Source organism: Arthrobacter sp. B0427-1-12 (assembly GCF_059092905.1).
On sequence record NZ_JBNHIC010000039.1, the window covers coordinates 1 to 19,523 of the forward strand.

A 19,523-nucleotide genomic window follows, 5' to 3' on the forward strand; every position below is an offset into this window, starting at 1 on the left:
CATCGATGACGAAGGCCGCATACACCCAGCCGGCGAAGGTGCGCACGTAGGTGATGTCGGCGACCCACAGCGTGTTCGGCGCGTCCGCGGTGAACCGGCACTCGACCAGATCCGCCGGGCGGCCGGTCTCCGCGGCAGGTTTCGTGGTCCGCGGCCCCTTGGCCCGCGAGATCCCGCGCAGGCCCTCGGCGCGCATCAGCCGCTCGACCGTGCAGCGGGCCACCTCGATGCCCTGGCGCTGCAGCTCCTTATGGATCTTGCGGGCGCCGTAGACACCGTAGTTGTCCTTGTGGATGTCCCTGATCTGCCCGGCCAGCTCCGCGTCCCGGAGGCTGCGGGCCGAGGCCGGCCGGGACCGGCGGGCGTAGTACGTGCTCGGGGCGATCTCCAAGGTCCGGCAGATCGGCTCGACCCCGTGCTCCTCTCGATGCTCCTCAATGAAGGCGCACATCACCGCGACGGGCGGTCGAGCTCCGCCGTGAAGAAAGCCGAGGCCTGCTTCAGGATAGTGTTCGCCCGCCGCAACTCCCGGACCTCGCGCTCCAACTCGGCAATCCGTTCCGCATCGGCGGTCGTGGTGCCCGGCCGCAGGCCCTCATCGGTCTCCGCCCGCGTCACCCAGGTCCGCAGAGCCTCGGGGTTGACCCCGAGCTGTTCACCGATGCGCCGGTACGCGCCGGTGCGGGTCGCCGGATCCTTCCTGGCTTCGATTGCCATCCTGGTGGCACGTTCCCTGAGCTCGACCGAGTATTTCCGTTGTGCTGGCACGGACTCCATCCTTCCGGGTAGTTGATGTGTCCATCAAACCCGGGGCGGTTCATCCTGTCACGGGTACCGGCGGTGCCGGCAGCGTCGTGACGCGCCAAATCGGCAGAAATCCTGTTGACCGCCGGTGGGCAGTTTCCACTGACCGCCAACACGCGCGGCTGGCTATATGGAATCGACGATCGGCCAGTACCAGAAGACGATTCAGGTTCTGGCTGATTTAATGGAGGAACGCGGTGGAGTGTACAGGCCGGTGCTGGGGGACCGGATTCGCGTTGCTGACGACGAGTCCGCGCACCGGCCGGTTCAGTGCGCAGCGCCGGTTTGATTACGGTCGGCTCGTTGGCGTCTTCGACTCCTACGTTTGTACCGGCTGGGCCGGTCTCTCTGCCCGCAAACGCGGTGGCCGCTCGACTTTCCACATCCGGCAATCACGCACCAGGCAGGACATCGATCGTTTGGTTGCGACGCTATGTACACAGATATCCGGTGGCAAGCACCAACGGACCCAGCTTCTTTCCTAGGGCAGGTGAGAGTCCCGTCACTCTCCCTTGATATCCGCGATGGCTCGCATCCCGTCGTCGCGAAACCGCGGTGCCAATTCGTACGCCAACGGGAGATGACGCACAGTGACATAGCCTTGGCGGAAGCGCGTGACATTCTTGTTCACCGCGCTGGCATTTCGTAGGCCGATGAAGGCCTTGAAGTACTTGATCCGCTCGGGGGAGACCTCGGGGCCACCCACGCGGCGATAATGGTCGAGGAACTCGTCCCAGTCCATGTACTTGGCCACCGCCTCCTGCACGTAGGCCAGGTCCTCCGCCGGATCGCCCAGATGTGCGGACTCCCAGTCGAGGAGGGTCGTCACGTGGCCCCCGTCACGCAAGAGATTGTGGAATCCGCAGTCGGAATGAACCATCGAAGGATTGTCTGAGGTCGTCGGGACGTTGTTGAAGAGGAAGTCGAACATATAGGCTTCGCTGGGCGACGGCTTCCGGTCGAACGTCAGCCACTGCTCGTGCCATTGCTCGACCTGGCGCTGGACGATCTCCGTGAGGTCGGAGTTCACGATGGCGCGGTCGATGCCCAAGCGGTCGGCGTAGGTCATGAACTCCGACACAGGGGTGGAGTGAAGGCGCGCCAGCTCTTCGGCGAGGCTCCGCAGTAGGACGTCGGCCTGGGAGTCGTCGAACAGTGCTCCATTGGTTCCGGCAACCGATCCCGCTACGCGGCGCATGATCATGAAGGCGCCGTCGACCTGAGGCGGGTCCGGGAAGATCCACAAGGGCTCCGGCGCCTTCGCGCCGGACCGATGCACGCAGCGGAGTAGTTCGAACTCGTTCGGCACAGCCCATGCGTCGAACGTGAGCAGCGCGACGGAGCCGTCCTTGCGGACGACGAGCCGCTCATCTTGCCCCTGCTGCGAAAGGGTGAAGAAGTAGGTCTCCTTGGTCAGTCCACCGGTCACCCGCTCGAACGCGGAGACGGTCGCGTCCGGATCGACGTCCGGGTGGCTCCGAAGAATGGCCTCGAGCCGAGCGGCGGTCAGTTGCCCCGCCTCAGGGTCCGTTGCGGCGGGGCCGGCGGGCGTCGGCGACATCGAGGCTGACTCCGTCGCGGGGGGTGGGGCGTTCCGCGAGGTGTCGAGGAAGCGTCCCTCCCACCCTGCGGCGGCGGCGAGCACGTCAGAGACGCGCTCCTTCATCTCCCGATACCCGGCCTTCCTCTGGAATGACAAGAGCTGGGAGGCGCCGTCATCGAGCACGGATCCCCAGTCGTCGGGCATCGCGTGGGGGCCGAGAGCGGCAATCCGCTCCTTCAACGCCGACGCTTCGTCGCCCGCCCCCAGGGCGCTCAGGCAGTCGACCATTGATCCAGCGACCTCGGCTGCCCCGGTAGCAGCTTCGATCCCCAGGCCCGGCCCCAACGCCTGCCGTGCGCGGAGGAACCTCAGGGCATCGTTAATCTGCTCCAGCGAACGTGCGACGGCCGGATCGGTGACATGTGGGATGACGTCGCGTCGGAGCACCGTGTTGACGATATCCAAGGTCTCGGTATCGGAGAGAATCACGCCGGTCGTCCCCCTTCAGGCGTGGCAACCCTCGGCGAGTGCCTGGCCGCGTGCGCGTGGACGAAGTCCGTGAACTGCCAGTGTTGCATTTCCCCGTACCCGCTGCCGCCTTCATGACTCCACTTGATCAAGCCCGTGATGAGCCGCTGGTTGGCCATCGGACTCAGGGGCGATGCCGCGGTGACTGTCCCTTCCAAGGTGTACCGTCGCTGGTCAGCGTCGACCACCTCGAGGGACACCGATGTGGGGAACAGTGAATCTTCGTCGAATCGCGTCAATGCGTGGGCCTCGACGATGACGGACGGATGTCCGTCTGCGAGCACCCACCCGAAGTGCGCGAGGCGATCCTCATCGACTTCGTACTCGCCTTTCCACACCGGGTCGAGGGCGGGGTCGTCGGTGACCACGACGCACAGGGTGACGTCGTCAAGAACCGCGGTCAACCATGACGCCGGGGGAGCCTCCACGGGATGTTCGGATCGGTACTCGCCGAACGACCGGTCCCGGACGGTATAGCTGTCGACCTCGAACCTCTCACCACGCAGGGTGATCTGGCCCACGCAGTGCAGCACCTGCTCGAAGTGGTTGTTGGTCGGCCACACGAGAGGATCTGACACCGCAGTCTGGACGACGTCGAAGCTGTTCCCACGAGCTTCATCGAGGTAACGCAGACGGAACTCGCGTCCGGGTACTGTCATCTCGACCTGCAGGCCGTTGTCGAGCTGGTAGTAGGTGAAGCCGTTGGCCAGGACGTCGGTGCTCATGAAATTACGGAAGTCGAACAGAGGGCTGGCCAGCATGCTCGGTTGGACTCCCTGCCACGCCATGACAGCGCTGGAGACCACTCCCAGATTCGGATGGCACCACGTCCAGACGTAACAACGCAGGTCATGCTCCGGCACGCTGAAACCCATGTATTGCGTCTCGGTGAGCGAGTAGTGCGGGCTCGAGACTTGGTGCTCGCGATGCAGGTCCTCATCAGCGAGTTCGTACGTTCCGAACGTGGTGGGGTGGCTCTGGGTGAAGAACGTCTGACTCTCGACGCTTCTGTTGGTGGACAATCGAATCTCTTCCTTTGGGGCGACTTCCGAACGATGCGGGCGGCGGCACTGGTGGCTGCCGCCATGAGATCAACTGATCTCGAGGATCACTTTGGTGCCCCGGCCGTCACGGAGCTCTTCGATGACTTCAAGGATGTCCTCCCAAGGGCGGACTGCGACCCAGCCGTCGGCAGGGTAGGCGCCGCGTGCGAGACCATCGATGACTTCGTCGAAGTCGGTTTGGCTGTGGCCCATCACGCCGATGATGCGCTTCTCTGCGGCCTGCATGGGCCAGAGGTCGAGGGCGATCGGCTCCCCGTGGATGGCGACCACGACGAGCCTCCCGTAGGCACCCAGCAGATCGAGGCCTTGCGAGAAGGCCGCGGCGGAACCGGCCGCGTCGAAGAAGGCATCCGCCCCGAGGCCACCGGAAAGCTCGTCCACGATCGTGGACAAGTCTTCGCTGCTCGGGTCCACGACGCGCGCGCCGAGCCGCTCGATCACGGCACGCCGATCCGCGCTGGGTTCAGACACGATGACGTTGGTGACTCCTCGCGCCCGCAGATCGAGGAAGATGCCGATGCCGATCGGCCCGGCTCCGGCGACGATCACGAAGTCATCAGTGGAGAGTTCGGCCAAGCCGACGGTGTGGTGCGAGACCGCGAGCGGTTCCACCATCGCGCCCTGGAGCAGGGACACGGCATCGGGCAGGCGGTGCACGAACCGCTGGTCGATGGTGACGGACTGACCAGCGCCTCCGTTGCCTTCGGGTAGGTCTATGCATGCGAAGGTCGGGGCGCCTGACGCGCACTTTGTGCACTTGCCGCAGTTCGGGATCGGATACACGGCAACGCGGTCACCCACGCTGCACAGATCGACTGCAGGCCCGACGGCCGCGATTGTGCCCGCATACTCGTGCCCGACCCTCTTGGGCAAGATGGTGCCGTCGGCATCCCGTTCGAATCTCATGCCCGAGTGCTCGGGGTCGTAGAAGAGATGGAGATCAGTGCCGCAGACGCCGTTGTAAGCGACGTTGACTCGAACCTCGGTGGCGCCGAGTTCAGGTTCGACGATGTCGTCGAACCTGAAATCCCGGGCCGCATGGAAACGCACCGCTCGCATGTCTCTCCGTTCGTCGCTGACCGGTTGACGCCGGTATAGTGGCGCCGGCCATGTAGTCGTGTGATGGGCCTCACGCCCTTGTCACATGCCACACTACTTCGGAGGGATCCGTTAGTCAACCAGACAGTTGGTTGATCAGCGTTGGCATAGGGATCTCCGCGAAGGGGTGCGCTTTCTCGAACAGCCCGCGATCGCCCTCGTCCCATGTGGAGGTCAGGCGACTCGTCGAGATGCGCCACTGTCCGTCCCGCTTCACCAAGCCGAAATCATAGAATCCCGCGACGGTGAGTATCTCCGTGGTGCCATCGAGCGTCAGCACGTGCCGCGCCACCAGGTTCACGTCGACCGACGCGTGGGTACAGTCGTCGAATTCCACGACGGGCGTCGCCAAGTCGTGCTGCGTGGCAGTGAAACCGCTGACGGAGGCTCTCACCACATCGACCCACTGATCGGCGGACGCGCGGCCGCGCGGTCCGTCCGTGAACTCGGGGTAGTGCAAGTCCAATTCGTCTTCGAACAGGCTGCGGAAATGAGCCCACTGTCGACGGTCGATGAGCTTGGCGTAAAGCGTCACGGTGTCCAGGACGGCGGACGTCTCACCCGCGCAGTCAGCGCAGCGATGTCCAGAAGGCGACATGGGTTTCAGCCTCTCTCGTGTAAGTCGATGACGCCCCGAGGGTAATTTCAAGCATACGGTCGGTTGGGGCGGCCAAGGCCATCGAACCACCGTGGTCGAGGACCGTCAAGGGGGCGAGGCTGCCTCGGCGAGGTCCGCGTGGCCTTAGAGTCGACAGGACCGAATCATGAACGTTGACCATCAAACGAATGGTAGATTAGCTAAAGGTGACCTGCGCCACCTGTCCGCCGGGAGCCGAAATGAGGATTCAGTGAGCGACCACGCCGCTCGAGCGCACGTGCGCTGTCAGCCTGAAGCGCCCCGGATCTGGGGGAGGGTCTGAGATGTGCAGCGCCGAAGCAGTGCTGGTCTGTCTCAACAATGCCCGTGCGGGCGTCCCGCCCACGCGCCATTCTCCAGTAGCGGAAAGCTCTGGGTGATGGCAATTGTGAGTCTTGACACATCATCTGGTTCCGCATACGGTTCATAGCGGCCGACCAAATGGTTGGTGTTACGACAGCCTGGCGAGGTTTCCGTGGTCGGCTGCACGGACTTGGCGGTGAGGAGAATGAAGATGAAGCGAAGCGTTCCTGGGGTGTACGCGGGTCGTCGTCCCAAACTGGCGCTTGCCCCGGTCGCACTCCTTGCGGTCGTGGCTGCCGGATGTGGGGGTAGTGGCTCGATCGATATCAGCTACGACAAGCCGACCGACTGGCGGGATCAGATGAAGAAGCTGTGGCAGGTCGGATCATGACAGATCAGCTGCCGGTGCTCCAAGCGACAGGAGTGACCAAGTCCTTCGCGGGGTCTGTCGCCCTCCAGAGTCTGGACTTCTCCATCGAGCGGGGTGAGGTGCGCGCGCTGCTTGGAGAGAACGGATCAGGCAAGTCCACGTTCATTAAGGTGCTGTCGGGCTATCACGAGCCGGACCCGGGTGGCGAGGTTCGCATCAATGGGAACAAGATCACGCTCGGAGCGCCGGAATCGACCTACGCCTTGGGTGGCCGTTTCGTGCATCAGGACCTGGGTTTGGTCGATGACTCGTCAGTCCTAGACAACCTGTACCTCACCAGCGGCTTCCCGACACGTTGGGGCATGATTCGGCGACGCGAGGCGCTCCGCGAGGCCCAGGCCGATCTGGAGCGCGTTGGTCTCGCTCACATCGATCCGCGGGCGCTGGTGGGCACCCTCACGCCGGCAGCGAAGACCGGCGTCGCGGTGGCGCGCGCTCTTCGTGCGGAGCCCGAGACTCCGGTCCGGTTGCTCGTGGTCGACGAGCCGACGGCGACGCTTCCCGACAATGAGGTGCAGCAGTTGCTGAAGATCGTTCGACAGGCGGCGAGTACTGGAGTCGGAGTCCTGTACGTCACGCATCGCCTGGACGAGGTTTTCGAAGTGGCTGATCGAGTCAGTGTGCTGCGGGATGGCCACCTCGTGGCGACCGAGAAGACCAGCGACCTCGATCGTTCACAATTGATCGATCTTCTCCTCGGGAGCGAACTGGACGACATTCATGAGGTTGCCGAAACCTTGCACGCGGATGCTGCGGCCACGCCGGTACTCGAAGTCGTGGGTCTGGACGCGGGGCCGATACGCGGTGTCTCGTTCGCTGTCAGGCCGGGTGAGATCGTCGGCATCGCGGGCATCACCGGATCGGGGAGGGAGACCGTTCTCGGGGCGCTGTTCGGCGCCAACGCCCGCGAGGGCGGTGCGGTGAGCATCAATGGGGCCGAACTTGAGCCGAGCCGCCCAGACCTCGCGATGGAGAAGGGGATGGGCTATGTGCCCCCGGACAGGAAGTTGTTGGCGGGGATCATGGACTTCTCTGCCGCCGAGAACTTCGCGCTGTCGGATCTGGCCCCATTCTGGAACGGTTTCCGCCTCCGCCGAAAGTTGGAGATGGCTCAGGCCATGTCATGGTTCGAGACGCTCGACGTCCGGCCGTCCGGTTCCGCCGGCGCCAAGCTGATGACCTTCAGCGGCGGAAATCAGCAGAAGGTGATCCTCGCCAAGTGGCTCCGCCGCGAACCCAAGGTGCTGCTCCTCGATGAGCCGACACAAGGCGTCGATATCGGCGCGAAAGCGCATATCCACCGTCTTGTCGTTGGTGCGGCCGCTGGTGGCGCGGGAGTTCTGGTCAGTTCATCCGACGTCGATGAACTCGCCGCGTTGTGTCAACGAGTGATCGTCCTTCGCAACGGAAAAATTTCAAGTGAGCTTTCGGGCGCCAATTTGACTTTCGTCAACATCGCGCGTGAATGCCTCGGAGCCGAGAGAGGAGTGATCGCGGCGTGAGCAAACGACGGATCAATTTCGGATTTGACAGGTTTAGCCTTCTCTATGTGTGGGCTTTGTTCATCGTGATATTCGGGTTCTGGGTGCCTGACCTGTTCTTGACGCCGGGCACGGGGTACTCCATCGCTGCGTCTCAGGCGATTATCGGAATGTTGGCGCTCGCGGTACTGCTGCCGCTGGCCTGCGGACAGTTCGACCTGTCGGTGGGGGCGACAATCAACCTATCGGCGGTCACGGTTGCCGTGCTGCAGACGAATCATGGCTTCGATATGTGGTCATCGATCGCCATAGCAGTGCTGTCCGGAGTTGTGGTCGGTGCAGTGAATGCATTTCTCATTGTGGTCATGGGTATCAGTTCATTCATCACCACCTTGGCGACCATGACCATCGTGGCCGCAGTGCAATCGATCGTGGCAAATGGAGCCCAGCCGCTTCCGCCGACTGAGGAGGCGTGGACCGATCTTGCTCAACGTGACGTGTTTGGATTCCAGATCGTCGTCTTCTACTTTCTTGCGCTTGCCCTGATCATCTGGTGGCTCCTCGCCTGCACGCCAGTTGGTCGATACATCTTCGCGATCGGCGGAAACGCGGAGGCCTCCAGGCTGACCGGAGTGCGAGTTGGCAAGTGGACGGCACTCACCTTCATCCTGGCCGGAGGGATCAGCGGTCTCGCGGGTGTGCTCTACTGCTCGCTCAACGGGCCTTCCCTGGTCTTCGGTGCAGGGCTTCTGCTGCCTGCCTACGCTGCCGCATTCCTCGGCATGACCCAGCTCACGCCGGGACGCTTCAACGTCTGGGGCACCGTCATTGCGGTCTACGTCCTAGCTACCGGTGTCCGCGGACTCCAGCTGGTCACGACGGTGCAGTGGCTCAACGACATGTTCAACGGAGTGGCACTCGTGCTCGCCGTCGGCTTCGCCGTGTGGCGCCAGAAGGCGGTCGCCGCTAAGCGCAAGACCGAGAGCAACGAAGCGATCGTCGCGGGGGGCGACGATGACTCTGATCCGCCCCCGCCGACCGTCAAGGCGCGTGAAGTCGGCGTATCGCCGGGCTGACGCTTCCTGACGTTGCTCACCCGTGTCCCGGGAATTGACGACGCTCGCGGCGTGAGGAATCTGAGTCACATTGGCTCCCAATACCAACACCAACGCCTTCATGAACCGGAGAGAATCTCATGACCAAACAGCCTGAAGACACCAGCGCGAAGCCGCGGGACTTCGTCGCTGACTACACCGTTGAACGTGCTCAGAGGCCGATTGTCGGTGACGAGAACAAGTTCAAGATCGCGATTTTCGGGGCGAACGTCTCGACAGGTCAGGGCGGGCTGACATTCGCCGACAACATGATCAAGCTGGGGAACTGGGACGAGATCCGAGGGCTTGCGCAGAAGGCGGACAGGTACGGCGTCGACGGGTTCATCCCCATCGCCCGTTGGCAAGGGCTCACTGGTCCCGAGAATCCTTGGGGTCGACAGTTCGAAACGCTCACGTGGGCGGCCGGCCTGGCCGAAGCGACTCAAGACATCCAGATCTTCGCCACGACTCACGTCCCGTACATCCACCCGCTGTTCGCAGCGAAGATGATCACCACGATCGACCACATCAGCAACGGTCGGGTGGGTCTGAACGTCGTCGCCGGCTACCACGGGCCGGAGTACAAGATGTTCGGAATCGAGCGTCCTGAGCACGACAAGCGCTACGAGATCGCCGAGGAGTGGATGCACGTCGTCGAGCGGCTCTGGTCGGACGCCGAGACCGAGTTCGACTTCTCGGGAGAGTTCTTCAACTTGGAAGGCGCCGAGGCGTACCCGAAGCCGGTCCAGGCTCCCAGCCCCGTGGTGATGAGCGCCGGCTCCAGCCCAGCGGGTCAGGAGTTTGCCTTCAAGCACGCTCAGATCCTCTTCGTGGCCGTCCCGAGCGTGGACCATGCCGCAAAGGGGACCGCCAAACTTCGCGCCAGCGCCGACGCAGCGGGCAGGCCTGACCTTAACTTGTGGGCGGGGACGCACATCGTCTGCAAGGACACAGAGAAGGAAGCGAACGACTACCTTGCCTACCTCGAGGAGAACGCCGACTGGGAAGCCATGGTGCGTTACCTGAACATCTCCGAGACGGGATCGCAGAGCATGGACTACAGCGCCTACAAGCGGGACAACGCCGACTTCAAGAACGACGAAGCGGTCCGTGCCCACATCAGGGCCAGCCTCGTCCCCCTGACGGGCACTCCGGAAATGATCGTCGAGGGCATGCAAAAGCTGTCCGACGCGGGTATCGATGGCATGTGCACGGCGTTTGTCGATTACGACGAGGGTCTGGACCGCCTGCACGAGCAAATCTTCCCGCTCATGCGTGAGGCCGGGCTTCGCGCCTAACCTGGTCCGAGCGGTCAATCGACCGACCGGCCTCGCTGGTCTCACGACACCGATCATCACGAGAAAGAAGAGGTAAATGACTTTTCCGCACCCCACAGAGTTCCGGCTCGTCGTCGCCGGGACCAACGAGTCAGGCGAGCCCGACTTCTTGGAGGTCGACGGTCCGGCAGTGGTCAACGTGCCGGGTGTCGTTGACGGCGCGTTCTACTGGGCCGTCAACGGCGGTCACAGCAAGGACAACATCGGCCGTCCCCCCAGCGATGTTCGGCTGGCGGGCGCGAACGGCTCGACTTTCGGGGTCAACAGCTTTCCAGCCCGGTCCGCGCAGAACGAGATCAACATCAACGAGATTGACCCGACGATGGACGCCGGACAGGGCGGCGATCCCGCGATGCACGCGAGCGACACCATCGACTACGAGGTCGTGATCTCGGGGAAGGTGGATCTGGAACTCCCGGGTGGGAAGGTCCGCACTCTCGGTCCCGGCGACCTCCTGGTCATGGGCGGTGTGACGCACGCGTGGAGGAATCCCTACGACGAGGACTGCGTCTACATCGTGGTCACTATCGGCTTCAACCAGGCCTAGGCCGATGCCCGGATCGCGACTGACGGTTCAGCGTCGGCAACAACATCAAGGAGTAGTCATGTCAGGTCAGGTTTTCGGCACCACGGAAGGCCGGCGTTCATGAGTTTGACATCGCCCAGTGCGGCACTGCGAGACGTGTTCGAGCGACCCGAGACCGTCACGATGCCGTTCGGCACGCTTCCGATCCACGCTCAGATGGCCCAGCACGCTGGCTTCGAAGCCTTCGAGGTGTCCGGCGGCATGTCGGCCTGGTGGGCCGAGGGTGCCTCCGACGTCGGATGGTTGACGTTGACCGAGGTGGTGGCGCACGCCAAGCGCATCGCCCGCAGTGTCGACATCCCGATCTTCTGCGACGCCGACACCGGGTTCGGTGCTCCCATCAACGTGCAGCGCACGGTCGAGGAGTTCATCGACGCCGGCGTGGCTGGGATTCACATCGAAGACCAGCGCGAGCCCAAGAAGGCAGGGGGCGCAGTAGGAATCGAGTTGGTATCCGACGAGGAGGCGATCGGACGACTCAATGCCGCCGCGGCGGCTCGCGACCGACTGGATCCTGATTTCGTGCTCGTAGCCCGCACCGACGGGTTCGGTGCCGCGGGTGGCGGTATCGACGAGGCGATCCGCCGTGGCCAGCTCTACGCGAACGAGACAGGCGCAGATGTCATCTTCTACGAGGGACTACACACGTGGGAGCAGGCGGAACTCGCGCTCAAGGAGACGCCGGGACCTGCCTATGTCATCCCCAAGCCCAGCCTGATCGGTCAGCGGACTCGGGCCGAGCTCACGGCCATGGGACAGGCCATCGACATCGTGCCGTTCGTCCTGCCGGGGATCCGGGAGGTGTGGCGCCTGCTACTGGACATCAAGGAATCGGGCGACGGCAGGCCATTCGCGGAGTACTTGAAGACGCTGGAGCGCGATGACGGCACCGACCTCGACATCGGATGGGGTGGAGCATTCGGTCTGCCCTCGATGGAGTACGTCACCGAGACCGAGCAGTTATACCTGCCGAAGAGCGCTCAACGCGACTATGTGAACACTCCGAATGCCGGGGTGGACATGTTCAAGGCTTCCGAGACCGACGCGTAGTCGGGTCCGGATTTCCGGGTGCCCTTCGGGCGCTCACCAATTCCATAGAACGGAGCATCACCATGGCAGGACGTATGGACGGCAAGGTCGTCTTCATCACCGGCGCTGCACGCGGGCAAGGCCGGTCCCACGCGGTCCGACTCGCGGAGGAGGGCGCGGACATCATTGCGGTCGACATCTGTGAGTCGATTCCGTCGGTCACCGTGTACCCCGGCGCCACCCCCGAGGATCTGAAGGAGACCGTCGCGCTGGTCGAGGGGTTGGGCCGGCGCATCGTCGCCGAGCAGGCTGACGTGCGGGACCTCGCACGGCTCAAGGAGGTGGTCAGTGCCGGCGTGGCCGAGCTGGGCAGGCTGGACGGTGTCGTCGCCAACGCCGCCATCGCGACCTGGGCGCCGTGGGACGGGTTCACCGAGGATGAGTTCCGCGACGTCATCGAGGTCAACCTCATGGGTACGTGGAACACCGTGCTGGCATCTGCCCCGGTGATGGTGGAAGCCGGGAACGGCGGGTCGATCGTCTTGATCTCGTCCGGGTTCGGACTCAAGGGCGGCCCGTTCAACATGCCCTATGTGGCATCCAAGTTCGCAGTCACGGGGATCGGCCAGACACTGGCTGCCGAGCTGGGCAAGCACAAGATCCGGGTGAACACTGTGCACCCGGGTCCGGTCGACACCGAGATGGCCCGGCATGTGGACAATGAGAAGCTCTCGGTCGGCAACGAGTACCTCCAGGGCGTGTTCAACCACTTCCACCAGGGTGAGCACATGATGGACCCGGTCGAGATCTCGAACGGGGTCCTGTACCTGCTGTCCGACGAGTCCACGTGGACGACGGCGTCGAAGATGGTGATCGACGGCGGCGTCGTCGCCTGGTAGGGAACAACGAACGAACGGCTGACGGGCCCGGTGCCGGGCATCGGAGTGCTGCCTATCGACTCCGGTGCCCGTGCCCATGCCCGTGCCCGGGCATGCCTCGGGCGCCCAACGCGACTATGTGAACACTCCGAATGCCGGGGTGGACATGTTCAAGGCGTCCGAGACCGACGCGTAGTCGGGTCCGGATTTCCGGGTGCCCTTGGGCGCTCACCAATTCCATAGAACGGAGCATCACCATGGCAGGACGTATGGACGGCAAGGTCGTCTTCATCACCGGCGCTGCACGCGGGCAAGGCCGGTCCCACGCGGTCCGACTCGCGGAGGAGGGCGCGGACATCATTGCGGTCGACATCTGTGAGTCGATTCCGTCGGTCACCGTGTACCCCGGCGCCACCCCCGAGGATCTGAAGGAGACCGTCGCGCTGGTCGAGGGGTTGGGCCGGCGCATCGTCGCCGAGCAGGCTGACGTGCGGGACCTCGCACGGCTCAAGGAGGTGGTCAGTGCCGGCGTGGCCGAGCTGGGCAGGCTGGACGGTGTCGTCGCCAACGCCGCCATCGCGACCTGGGCGCCGTGGGACGGGTTCACCGAGGATGAGTTCCGCGACGTCATCGAGGTCAACCTCATGGGTACGTGGAACACCGTGCTGGCATCTGCCCCGGTGATGGTGGAAGCCGGGAACGGCGGGTCGATCGTCTTGATCTCGTCCGGGTTCGGACTCAAGGGCGGCCCGTTCAACATGCCCTATGTGGCATCCAAGTTCGCAGTCACGGGGATCGGCCAGACACTGGCTGCCGAGCTGGGCAAGCACAAGATCCGGGTGAACACTGTGCACCCGGGTCCGGTCGACACCGAGATGGCCCGGCATGTGGACAATGAGAAGCTCTCGGTCGGCAACGAGTACCTCCAGGGCGTGTTCAACCACTTCCACCAGGGTGAGCACATGATGGACCCGGTCGAGATCTCGAACGGGGTCCTGTACCTGCTGTCCGACGAGTCCACGTGGACGACGGCGTCGAAGATGGTGATCGACGGCGGCGTCGTCGCCTGGTAGGGAACAACGAACGAACGGCTGACGGGCCCGGTGCCGGGCATCGGAGTGCTGCCTATCGACTCCGGTGCCCGTGCCCATGCCCGTGCCCGGGCATGCCTCGGGCGCCCAACGCGACTATGTGAACACTCCGAATGCCGGGGTGGACTGACTCAACTGATGAGCTTTACGACGCGAAATGTCTGCGCGACAACTTGATGCGGTACATATTGCCGGTAGTCATCATGTAAGCAATGTCTTGTGTGAGACAGACGGCGATCGCGCGAAACGCGAAAGTACGTTCTTGTGCCTGAACACGGTTCGCGATCCGGATGTGACCGTAACCTGCACGGTTGACGCTCCCGCGATCTGTGCGGAAAGCGTGACGGCGATTGGAAGGTCCTCTACTGCACCTGCGTCTGGGACTGTTGTGACGCCAGGAAGGTTGCACCGGACGGGGCAGCAATCTTCCCGAGATGACTCACTGGCTCCGAGATGACTCACGGGGCTCTGCCCGTTGCCCCTGCGGAGCCGCCGAGGGCGCCACCGTGCAATTGAGGTGCACGCCAGTTTCACAGTGAGTTTCGACTGCGACTGCTTATGATGACGCGTCCCGCCCGGTTGGAGTCCGCGGGGCTGTGACGCGCATCCAAGCACTCTCGAAGAGATCATTGGTGGCCCTGTCCGAATTCCTGACCACCTTGTCCGGGTCGAATGAGTACTCATCAATCCGCTCGAGCAGGCCCTGTAGCAACGTCTCGACCGTGGCTTGGAACAGGTGCGCGCCCAGGCAGGTGTGGGTGCCAGCACCAAGGCCGAGGTGTTGAGTTGGAGGCCCCGGCCGTTCAAAGTCGAACTCTTCGGGATGGTCGTACATGGCCGGGTCGGCGTTCGCCGATGACAGCGAAAACAGAACACGATCGCCCTTTCGAATCTGCATCCCGCCGAGCTCGACATCGCGCGCGGCGGTCCGCGATACCGTCCCCGAGACGCTGAAGTAGCGCACCGCTTCCACAACGAACTCGGAGATCTGGCTCGGGTCGGCGCGGAGCTGAGCGCGCATCTCGGGCCGGTCTTCGAGGAAGACCATGCAGTGCCCGATGAGGGCCTGCGGGTTTTCCAGAGCGCCGAAGAGGATCTGCAGGCACATGCCGGAGACTTCTTCGACGGAGAACTGCTCGTCGTTGGCCTGCAGCATGAGGGAGATGAGGTCGTCGCGCGGCTCCTCCTTCCGGGCTTGCACAACCTCGCCGAGGTAGGCCAAGGCTTCCGGCAGTGACATGTTGACCCCATCGGATGCCACCGTGTCCAACCGACCGGACTCGCCTAGGGGGCCTGGGAGCACATTCACGATCGCGGCCGGATCTTCCAGGTCGAGACCCAACAACTCGGTGACTACTCCGGCCACGACCGGCGTGGCTACATCATGGACGACGTCGAACTCCCCTCGCGGCAGGACCCTGTCGAGCACGCGGTCCACGTGCGACTGGATCATGTCGGCCTTCGCCGCCAAGCGCCGCTTGGAGAAGGGAGCGCTCAAGACAGCCTTCGGAGTGTCATGGCGCTCACCGTCGACGAAGGCGAAAAATCCCGGCGTCTCCGCCAACACCCGAGTTTGCTCGATTTGCGGGATGACTGGACCAAAATCGCGCGAACCCTCCACGGGATTCGTCGTGAACGCCTCGGGATCCAACAGGGCCTTGCGGACCGATTCGTAGTCCGTGACGTACCAGAATCCACCGTTGCGGTCGCTCCACACGACCGGTCCGGCGTCACGGATCTCCCGGTTGATCTCGCGATAATTCTGGGCGTACTCCGGCGAGTGATGGTCGATTGGACAGACCACGCGCCCGTCGGTCCATGCCTCGATGTTGATGCTCATGCTCCTCCTTGAACATTCCGTCGATCTCTCAAGCTTGGATGCCTCACTCCTGAACCGACCTCCAGGAGTCTCATCCCTCGTTGGAAGTGTTCATTGGGATTTGCCCCACTGCACTGTGGACGTCAGGCATCAAATCAGTGGACCAACCAGTCGGTTGGCTTGAACGATAGTGTGGGCAAGTCGTCTATGTCAAGGATCACAGGCTGAACAGGCCCTGGTACCTTCAGGAGGACCATGGGCGCGCCCAGCCGCCCCGGGCATGACCCTGTAGCGACTTGCGGTCGCCGACCGACCGATCGCCGCCGCGTATGCCCCCGACTCCGAGCCAAAACTTTGGTCCAGATTGATCTTGGTGCCCATTGACACGCGGAAACACGTCCCCTAGGTTTGCCACCAACCGACCGGTTGATGGCTGAGTTCGAGTAACTTATGTCGACATTGAGGAGACTGAAGATGCCACGTAGGATTTTGGGCGGGAACGCCAGCCATCGACCGAAGTCGGCGTTGGCCGCTCTAGCGGTTCTAGCGGTCGTGGCTGCCGGACGTGGGGGTACTGGCTCGGTCGAGTCAACTAGTAGCGATGCCTCTGATGCGGACGTTTCCGCGGGATTGAAGGCCGCGGAGGAAGCTACCGCCAAGAACCTCGAGGAGCCGATATCGATTCCTCTGAGTGAACCCTTGAAGGACAAGCCACCGACGGGAAAGACCTTCATCTACATGAAGTGCCTCGACAACCCGCACTGCCAACTGCAGGCGGATGCCATCGAGGAGGCCACCGAAGCTCTGGGTTGGAACTTCAGGACAATTCCGTTCAAGTCGGCCGATCCTGCGACCTTGGTCGACGGAATGAAGCGGGCGCTCGAGTTCAACCCGGTTGCCGTGGGTCTCGCCGGTATCGATCGGGCGGTCTGGCAGACCGTGATCCCCGAGTACGAGGCTGCGGGTGTCTACATTGTTCCGGCTTTCTCTGGCCCGATGGAGTACGGCGACGTGGTGATCGGACAGGCTGGTCCGGAGCAGGCCAACTGGGGCGAGATGGTCGCCAACTGGACGATCGCCGATTCCGGCGGCGATGCCCACGTGGTGGCACACGCGGTCTCGGGCTACCCGGTCCTTGATACCAACCTGGATGGTTACATCGGGGCCATGGAGAAGAACTGCCCCAAATGCAAGGTGACCGTGGTCGAAAACACGATCGCGCAGGTCGTGGGCGCGCAGACAGTGGGCGCCATGGTCGCGGCCGTCCAGAAGGACCCGAAGATCAATTACGTCTATACGTCCAGTGGAGCGCTCACGAGTGGCATCGTTTCTGGTCTCGATGCGGCAGGGTTGGGTGACCGCGTCACGATCACCAGTGCCACTGGTGATGAGAGCATCCAGTCGAACATCAAGTCCGGCAAGGAGGCTGTGACCACCGGAGCTGCAACCGAGTACGCGATGTGGCTCACGGTCGACATGACGTTGCGGAAGATGCAGGGGATGGACTTCGACCCAGCCGGCAACGGGGGAATGCCGACGCAGTTGCTGACCAATGACCACGACTTCAAGATCGATATCAACTACGACAAGCCGGCCGACTGGCGCGAGCAGATGAAGAAGTTGTGGAAGGTCCGGTAATGACCGAACATCTGCCGGAACTCCAAGTGACAGTAGTGACCGAGTGGGTCAGGGGCTTTGTTGCACCAACGGCACGCTGCAGCGCCACTACGTAGAACACCCCGAATGCCGAAGTGGATATGTTCAAGGCGACAGAGGTCGACGCATAGCCGACCGGGCACGACACCGGGTAGCCGTCCCGGCCCCGGCAACTTTCCTATGAGATCGGAGCATCAACATGGCAGGACGCATGGACGGCAAGGTCGTCTTTATCACCGGCGCTGCACGCGGGCAAGGCCGGTCCCACGCGGTCCGATTGGCGGAGGAGGGCGCGGACATCATCGCGGTCGACATCTGCGAGTCGATCCCCACCGTCACCTCGTACCCCGGCGCCACCTGGGAGGACCTGAAGGAGACCGTCGCGCTCGTGGAAGGCCTCGGCAGGGTCATCGTGGCCGAGCAAGCCGACGTCCGGGACCTCGCACGGCTTAAGGAGGTCGTGAGCGCCGGCGTGGCCGAATTCGGCAGGTTGGACGGAGTCGTCGCCAACGCGGGTATCAATATTTACGGGCCATGGGACAAGTTCACCGAGCAAGCGTTCCGCGATGTCATCGAGATCAACCTGATGGGCGTGTGGAACACCGTGATGGCGACCGCCCCGGTGCTGGTCGAGGCCGGCAACGGCGGGTCGATCGTCCTGATCTCGTCCGGGTACGGAGTCAAGGGAGGCCCATTCAACATGCCCTACACCGCATCCAAGCACGCAGTCACAGGGATCGGCAAGACACTGGCCGCCGAGCTGGGCAAGCACAACATCCGAGTGAACACTGTGCTCCCGGGACCGGTCGACACCGACATGGCGCGCCACGTCGACTTCGAAGCGATTTCGGTCGGCAACGAATACCTGGTCGGAATGACGCAGCACTACTTCAGTGAAGACATGATGGACCCGGTTGAGATCTCGAACGGCGTCCTCTACCTGCTGTCCGACGAGTCCAAATGGACGACGGCAACGACGATGGCGATCGACGGCGGCGTCTCCGCCTGGTGACCATGGGAACGACCTCGACTCCCGGCCGCGAGGCTGGGGTCGAGGTCGTTCCCTGCACCGCGGAGTCCCTCGACATGCACGACACCTCGGCCCCGCCCGGTCGCGATGTGGGCTTCGGCAATGTGGCCAACCAAGCGGGACCGAGTGAGAGATTCCGCAGATAGGTGTGAGTCGCCGAGGTAGAGCAGGCGTGAGCGCCGGTAGGAATTGAGGTGTCAAGTTCTCGTTTCTTCCCCACGAGGTGCTTGTGCCTGCCGTGCCATCATTCATCATCGAACCGCTCCGGGTCCAGTTCAATACGCTGATTCCACCGATTCTCGATCATCATCTGCGGGGATGTCACCGTCCTCGGATTCCCGATCGGGTGATCTTCGACAAGATCGTTCAGACCCGGATTTTGGGCGCAGCCTTTGAATGGGTTGCGGACAGTGCGTGTTCGGCGACCAGCATCCGTAACCGCCGCGATGAGTGGATCAACGCCGGAGTCTTCGACGAACTGGAGCAGATCTACTTGGAGGCCTATGACCAAAAATCGTGAGCCTCGACCTTGAAGATGTCACGGTCGACGGCTGCATCGTCAAAGCGCCGTGGGTGGGCAAGCGGCCGGAAAATCAAGGTAAACAGGGCACCAAGCGGTCACTGTTGACCGACGGCACCGGGAAACCCATCGGGTGTGTGGTCGTCCCAAGGACCCACTGCAGGCCGGCGCCCGATGGGTCGTGGAGCGCACGAACTCTTGGCACAACAGAGGCTTTCGTAAACTCGCCATCTGCACCGAACGCCGAGCCCGAGTCATCGAAGGACTCATCGCGCTCGCCAACGCGATTATCGTCGTCCGCAGATTGATACGCTTCGCCTGGACTTCCCGCCGTGGGGACACCCGGCCCAACCGACGCCCATGACCTATCTGCGGAACCTCCAAGGCGTCCGAATCCGACGCGTACGATCTCGGCCGGGAGTACTTCCTGGGCATGTTCGACCACTTCCAGCAGAGTGAGGGCATGATGGGCCCGGTCGAGATCTCGAACGGGGTCCTTTGCCTGCTGTCGGACGAGTCCACGTGGACGACGGCGATGGAGATGGTGAGCGACGGCGGCGTCGTTGCCTGGTAGCAAGACGCGGTGCCCGGCGAC

Annotated in this window: 18 protein-coding genes, 1 pseudogene and 1 other annotated feature; of the genes and pseudogenes, 12 read left to right on the top strand and 7 right to left on the bottom strand. The window is 63.1% G+C overall.

Features of this window, described 5'->3' with window-relative positions; translation table 11 throughout:
* The 6 genes from AC5RWU_RS18275 to AC5RWU_RS18300 form a co-directional block, all read right to left on the bottom strand.
* Positions 1-451 (bottom strand): IS3 family transposase (locus AC5RWU_RS18275; RefSeq protein ID WP_494032189.1); only part of this gene is annotated, 451 nt, incomplete at its 3' end.
* Positions 377-490 (bottom strand) — a sequence feature (AL1L pseudoknot). (Overlaps the previous gene by 75 nt.)
* A complete protein-coding gene (locus AC5RWU_RS18280; protein WP_494032188.1) occupies positions 451-768 on the bottom strand; it encodes a transposase in 318 nt (105 codons plus the stop codon). It overlaps the preceding feature by 40 nt. The genes AC5RWU_RS18280 and AC5RWU_RS18275, both read right to left, overlap by 1 nt.
* A 538-nt stretch (positions 769-1,306) precedes the next feature.
* Positions 1,307-2,836: a phosphotransferase family protein gene (locus AC5RWU_RS18285; RefSeq protein WP_494032187.1), complete on the bottom strand. Its 1,530-nt coding sequence runs from the start codon at positions 2,834-2,836 to the stop codon at positions 1,307-1,309.
* Entirely contained in the window at positions 2,833-3,897 is a 1,065-nt protein-coding gene (locus AC5RWU_RS18290) for a DUF7064 domain-containing protein (protein WP_494032186.1), read from the bottom strand. The genes AC5RWU_RS18285 and AC5RWU_RS18290 overlap by 4 nt, the downstream gene beginning before the upstream one ends.
* Before the next feature lie 69 nt (positions 3,898-3,966).
* Positions 3,967-4,998 (bottom strand): alcohol dehydrogenase catalytic domain-containing protein, encoded by a 1,032-nt coding sequence (locus AC5RWU_RS18295; protein ID WP_494032185.1) that lies wholly within the window; start codon positions 4,996-4,998, stop codon positions 3,967-3,969.
* A 115-nt stretch (positions 4,999-5,113) separates the two neighbouring features.
* Positions 5,114-5,635, bottom strand: a complete 522-nt coding sequence (locus AC5RWU_RS18300; RefSeq protein ID WP_494032184.1) for a nuclear transport factor 2 family protein — start codon at positions 5,633-5,635, stop codon at positions 5,114-5,116.
* Between the two features lie 553 nt (positions 5,636-6,188).
* Between AC5RWU_RS18300 and AC5RWU_RS18305 the strand changes: the two genes are divergently transcribed.
* From AC5RWU_RS18305 to AC5RWU_RS18340, 8 genes are all read left to right on the top strand, one after another.
* Positions 6,189-6,368 (top strand): hypothetical protein, encoded by a 180-nt coding sequence (locus AC5RWU_RS18305; protein ID WP_494037130.1) that lies wholly within the window; start codon positions 6,189-6,191, stop codon positions 6,366-6,368.
* Entirely contained in the window at positions 6,365-7,909 is a 1,545-nt protein-coding gene (locus AC5RWU_RS18310) for a sugar ABC transporter ATP-binding protein (RefSeq protein WP_494032183.1), read from the top strand. The genes AC5RWU_RS18305 and AC5RWU_RS18310 overlap by 4 nt, the downstream gene beginning before the upstream one ends.
* Positions 7,906-8,964, top strand: a complete 1,059-nt coding sequence (locus AC5RWU_RS18315; RefSeq protein ID WP_494032182.1) for an ABC transporter permease — start codon at positions 7,906-7,908, stop codon at positions 8,962-8,964. Before AC5RWU_RS18310 ends, AC5RWU_RS18315 begins: the two co-directional genes overlap by 4 nt.
* 119 nt (positions 8,965-9,083) lie before the next feature.
* Positions 9,084-10,280 carry an LLM class flavin-dependent oxidoreductase gene (locus tag AC5RWU_RS18320; protein ID WP_494032181.1) on the top strand — a complete coding sequence of 399 codons (1,197 nt, stop codon included), beginning with the start codon at positions 9,084-9,086 and terminating at the stop codon, positions 10,278-10,280.
* A 76-nt stretch (positions 10,281-10,356) separates the two neighbouring features.
* On the top strand, positions 10,357-10,866 hold the full coding sequence (locus AC5RWU_RS18325) for a cupin domain-containing protein (protein ID WP_494032180.1): 510 nt from the start codon (positions 10,357-10,359) through the stop codon (positions 10,864-10,866).
* 99 nt (positions 10,867-10,965) lie between these two features.
* On the top strand, positions 10,966-11,955 hold the full coding sequence (locus tag AC5RWU_RS18330) for an isocitrate lyase/PEP mutase family protein (protein WP_494032179.1): 990 nt from the start codon (positions 10,966-10,968) through the stop codon (positions 11,953-11,955).
* Positions 11,956-12,017: 62 nt separating this feature from the next.
* The gene (locus AC5RWU_RS18335) at positions 12,018-12,833 is read left to right on the top strand and encodes a mycofactocin-coupled SDR family oxidoreductase (RefSeq protein ID WP_494032178.1); all 816 of its coding nucleotides are present in this window, start codon (positions 12,018-12,020) and stop codon (positions 12,831-12,833) included.
* A 236-nt stretch (positions 12,834-13,069) separates the two neighbouring features.
* A complete protein-coding gene (locus AC5RWU_RS18340; RefSeq protein ID WP_494032178.1) occupies positions 13,070-13,885 on the top strand; it encodes a mycofactocin-coupled SDR family oxidoreductase in 816 nt (271 codons plus the stop codon).
* A 574-nt stretch (positions 13,886-14,459) separates the two neighbouring features.
* Here the strand turns inward: AC5RWU_RS18340 and AC5RWU_RS18345 are convergent.
* On the bottom strand, positions 14,460-15,743 hold the full coding sequence (locus AC5RWU_RS18345) for a cytochrome P450 (protein WP_494032177.1): 1,284 nt from the start codon (positions 15,741-15,743) through the stop codon (positions 14,460-14,462).
* Positions 15,744-16,352: 609 nt separating this feature from the next.
* Here AC5RWU_RS18345 and AC5RWU_RS18350 point away from each other — a divergent pair.
* The 4 genes and pseudogenes from AC5RWU_RS18350 to AC5RWU_RS18365 all read left to right on the top strand — a co-directional run bounded on the left by AC5RWU_RS18350 (position 16,353) and on the right by AC5RWU_RS18365 (position 19,502).
* The gene (locus tag AC5RWU_RS18350; protein WP_494037131.1) at positions 16,353-17,360 is read left to right on the top strand and encodes a sugar ABC transporter substrate-binding protein; all 1,008 of its coding nucleotides are present in this window, start codon (positions 16,353-16,355) and stop codon (positions 17,358-17,360) included.
* A 217-nt stretch (positions 17,361-17,577) separates the two neighbouring features.
* On the top strand, positions 17,578-18,390 hold the full coding sequence (locus AC5RWU_RS18355; RefSeq protein WP_494032175.1) for a mycofactocin-coupled SDR family oxidoreductase: 813 nt from the start codon (positions 17,578-17,580) through the stop codon (positions 18,388-18,390).
* A 247-nt stretch (positions 18,391-18,637) separates the two neighbouring features.
* A pseudogene (locus AC5RWU_RS18360) lies at positions 18,638-19,292 on the top strand (transposase family protein).
* A 69-nt stretch (positions 19,293-19,361) separates the two neighbouring features.
* The gene (locus AC5RWU_RS18365; RefSeq protein WP_494032174.1) at positions 19,362-19,502 is read left to right on the top strand and encodes a hypothetical protein; all 141 of its coding nucleotides are present in this window, start codon (positions 19,362-19,364) and stop codon (positions 19,500-19,502) included.
* Positions 19,503-19,523 lie beyond the last annotated feature (21 nt).

Bases quoted from the DNA above. Each gene is read 5' to 3' on its own strand.
- AC5RWU_RS18325 (WP_494032180.1), top strand. From the start codon at position 10,357: ATGACTTTTCCGCACCCCACAGAGTTCCGGCTCGTCGTCGCCGGGACC.
- AC5RWU_RS18310 (WP_494032183.1), top strand. From the start codon at position 6,365: ATGACAGATCAGCTGCCGGTGCTCCAAGCGACAGGAGTGACCAAGTCC.
- AC5RWU_RS18340 (WP_494032178.1), top strand. From the start codon at position 13,070: ATGGCAGGACGTATGGACGGCAAGGTCGTCTTCATCACCGGCGCTGCA.
- AC5RWU_RS18295 (WP_494032185.1), bottom strand. From the start codon at position 4,998: ATGCGAGCGGTGCGTTTCCATGCGGCCCGGGATTTCAGGTTCGACGAC.
- AC5RWU_RS18300 (WP_494032184.1), bottom strand. From the start codon at position 5,635: ATGTCGCCTTCTGGACATCGCTGCGCTGACTGCGCGGGTGAGACGTCC.
- AC5RWU_RS18345 (WP_494032177.1), bottom strand. From the start codon at position 15,743: ATGAGCATCAACATCGAGGCATGGACCGACGGGCGCGTGGTCTGTCCA.
- AC5RWU_RS18365 (WP_494032174.1), top strand. From the start codon at position 19,362: ATGTTCGACCACTTCCAGCAGAGTGAGGGCATGATGGGCCCGGTCGAG.
- AC5RWU_RS18305 (WP_494037130.1), top strand. From the start codon at position 6,189: ATGAAGCGAAGCGTTCCTGGGGTGTACGCGGGTCGTCGTCCCAAACTG.
- AC5RWU_RS18320 (WP_494032181.1), top strand. From the start codon at position 9,084: ATGACCAAACAGCCTGAAGACACCAGCGCGAAGCCGCGGGACTTCGTC.
- AC5RWU_RS18335 (WP_494032178.1), top strand. From the start codon at position 12,018: ATGGCAGGACGTATGGACGGCAAGGTCGTCTTCATCACCGGCGCTGCA.
- AC5RWU_RS18330 (WP_494032179.1), top strand. From the start codon at position 10,966: ATGAGTTTGACATCGCCCAGTGCGGCACTGCGAGACGTGTTCGAGCGA.
- AC5RWU_RS18355 (WP_494032175.1), top strand. From the start codon at position 17,578: ATGGCAGGACGCATGGACGGCAAGGTCGTCTTTATCACCGGCGCTGCA.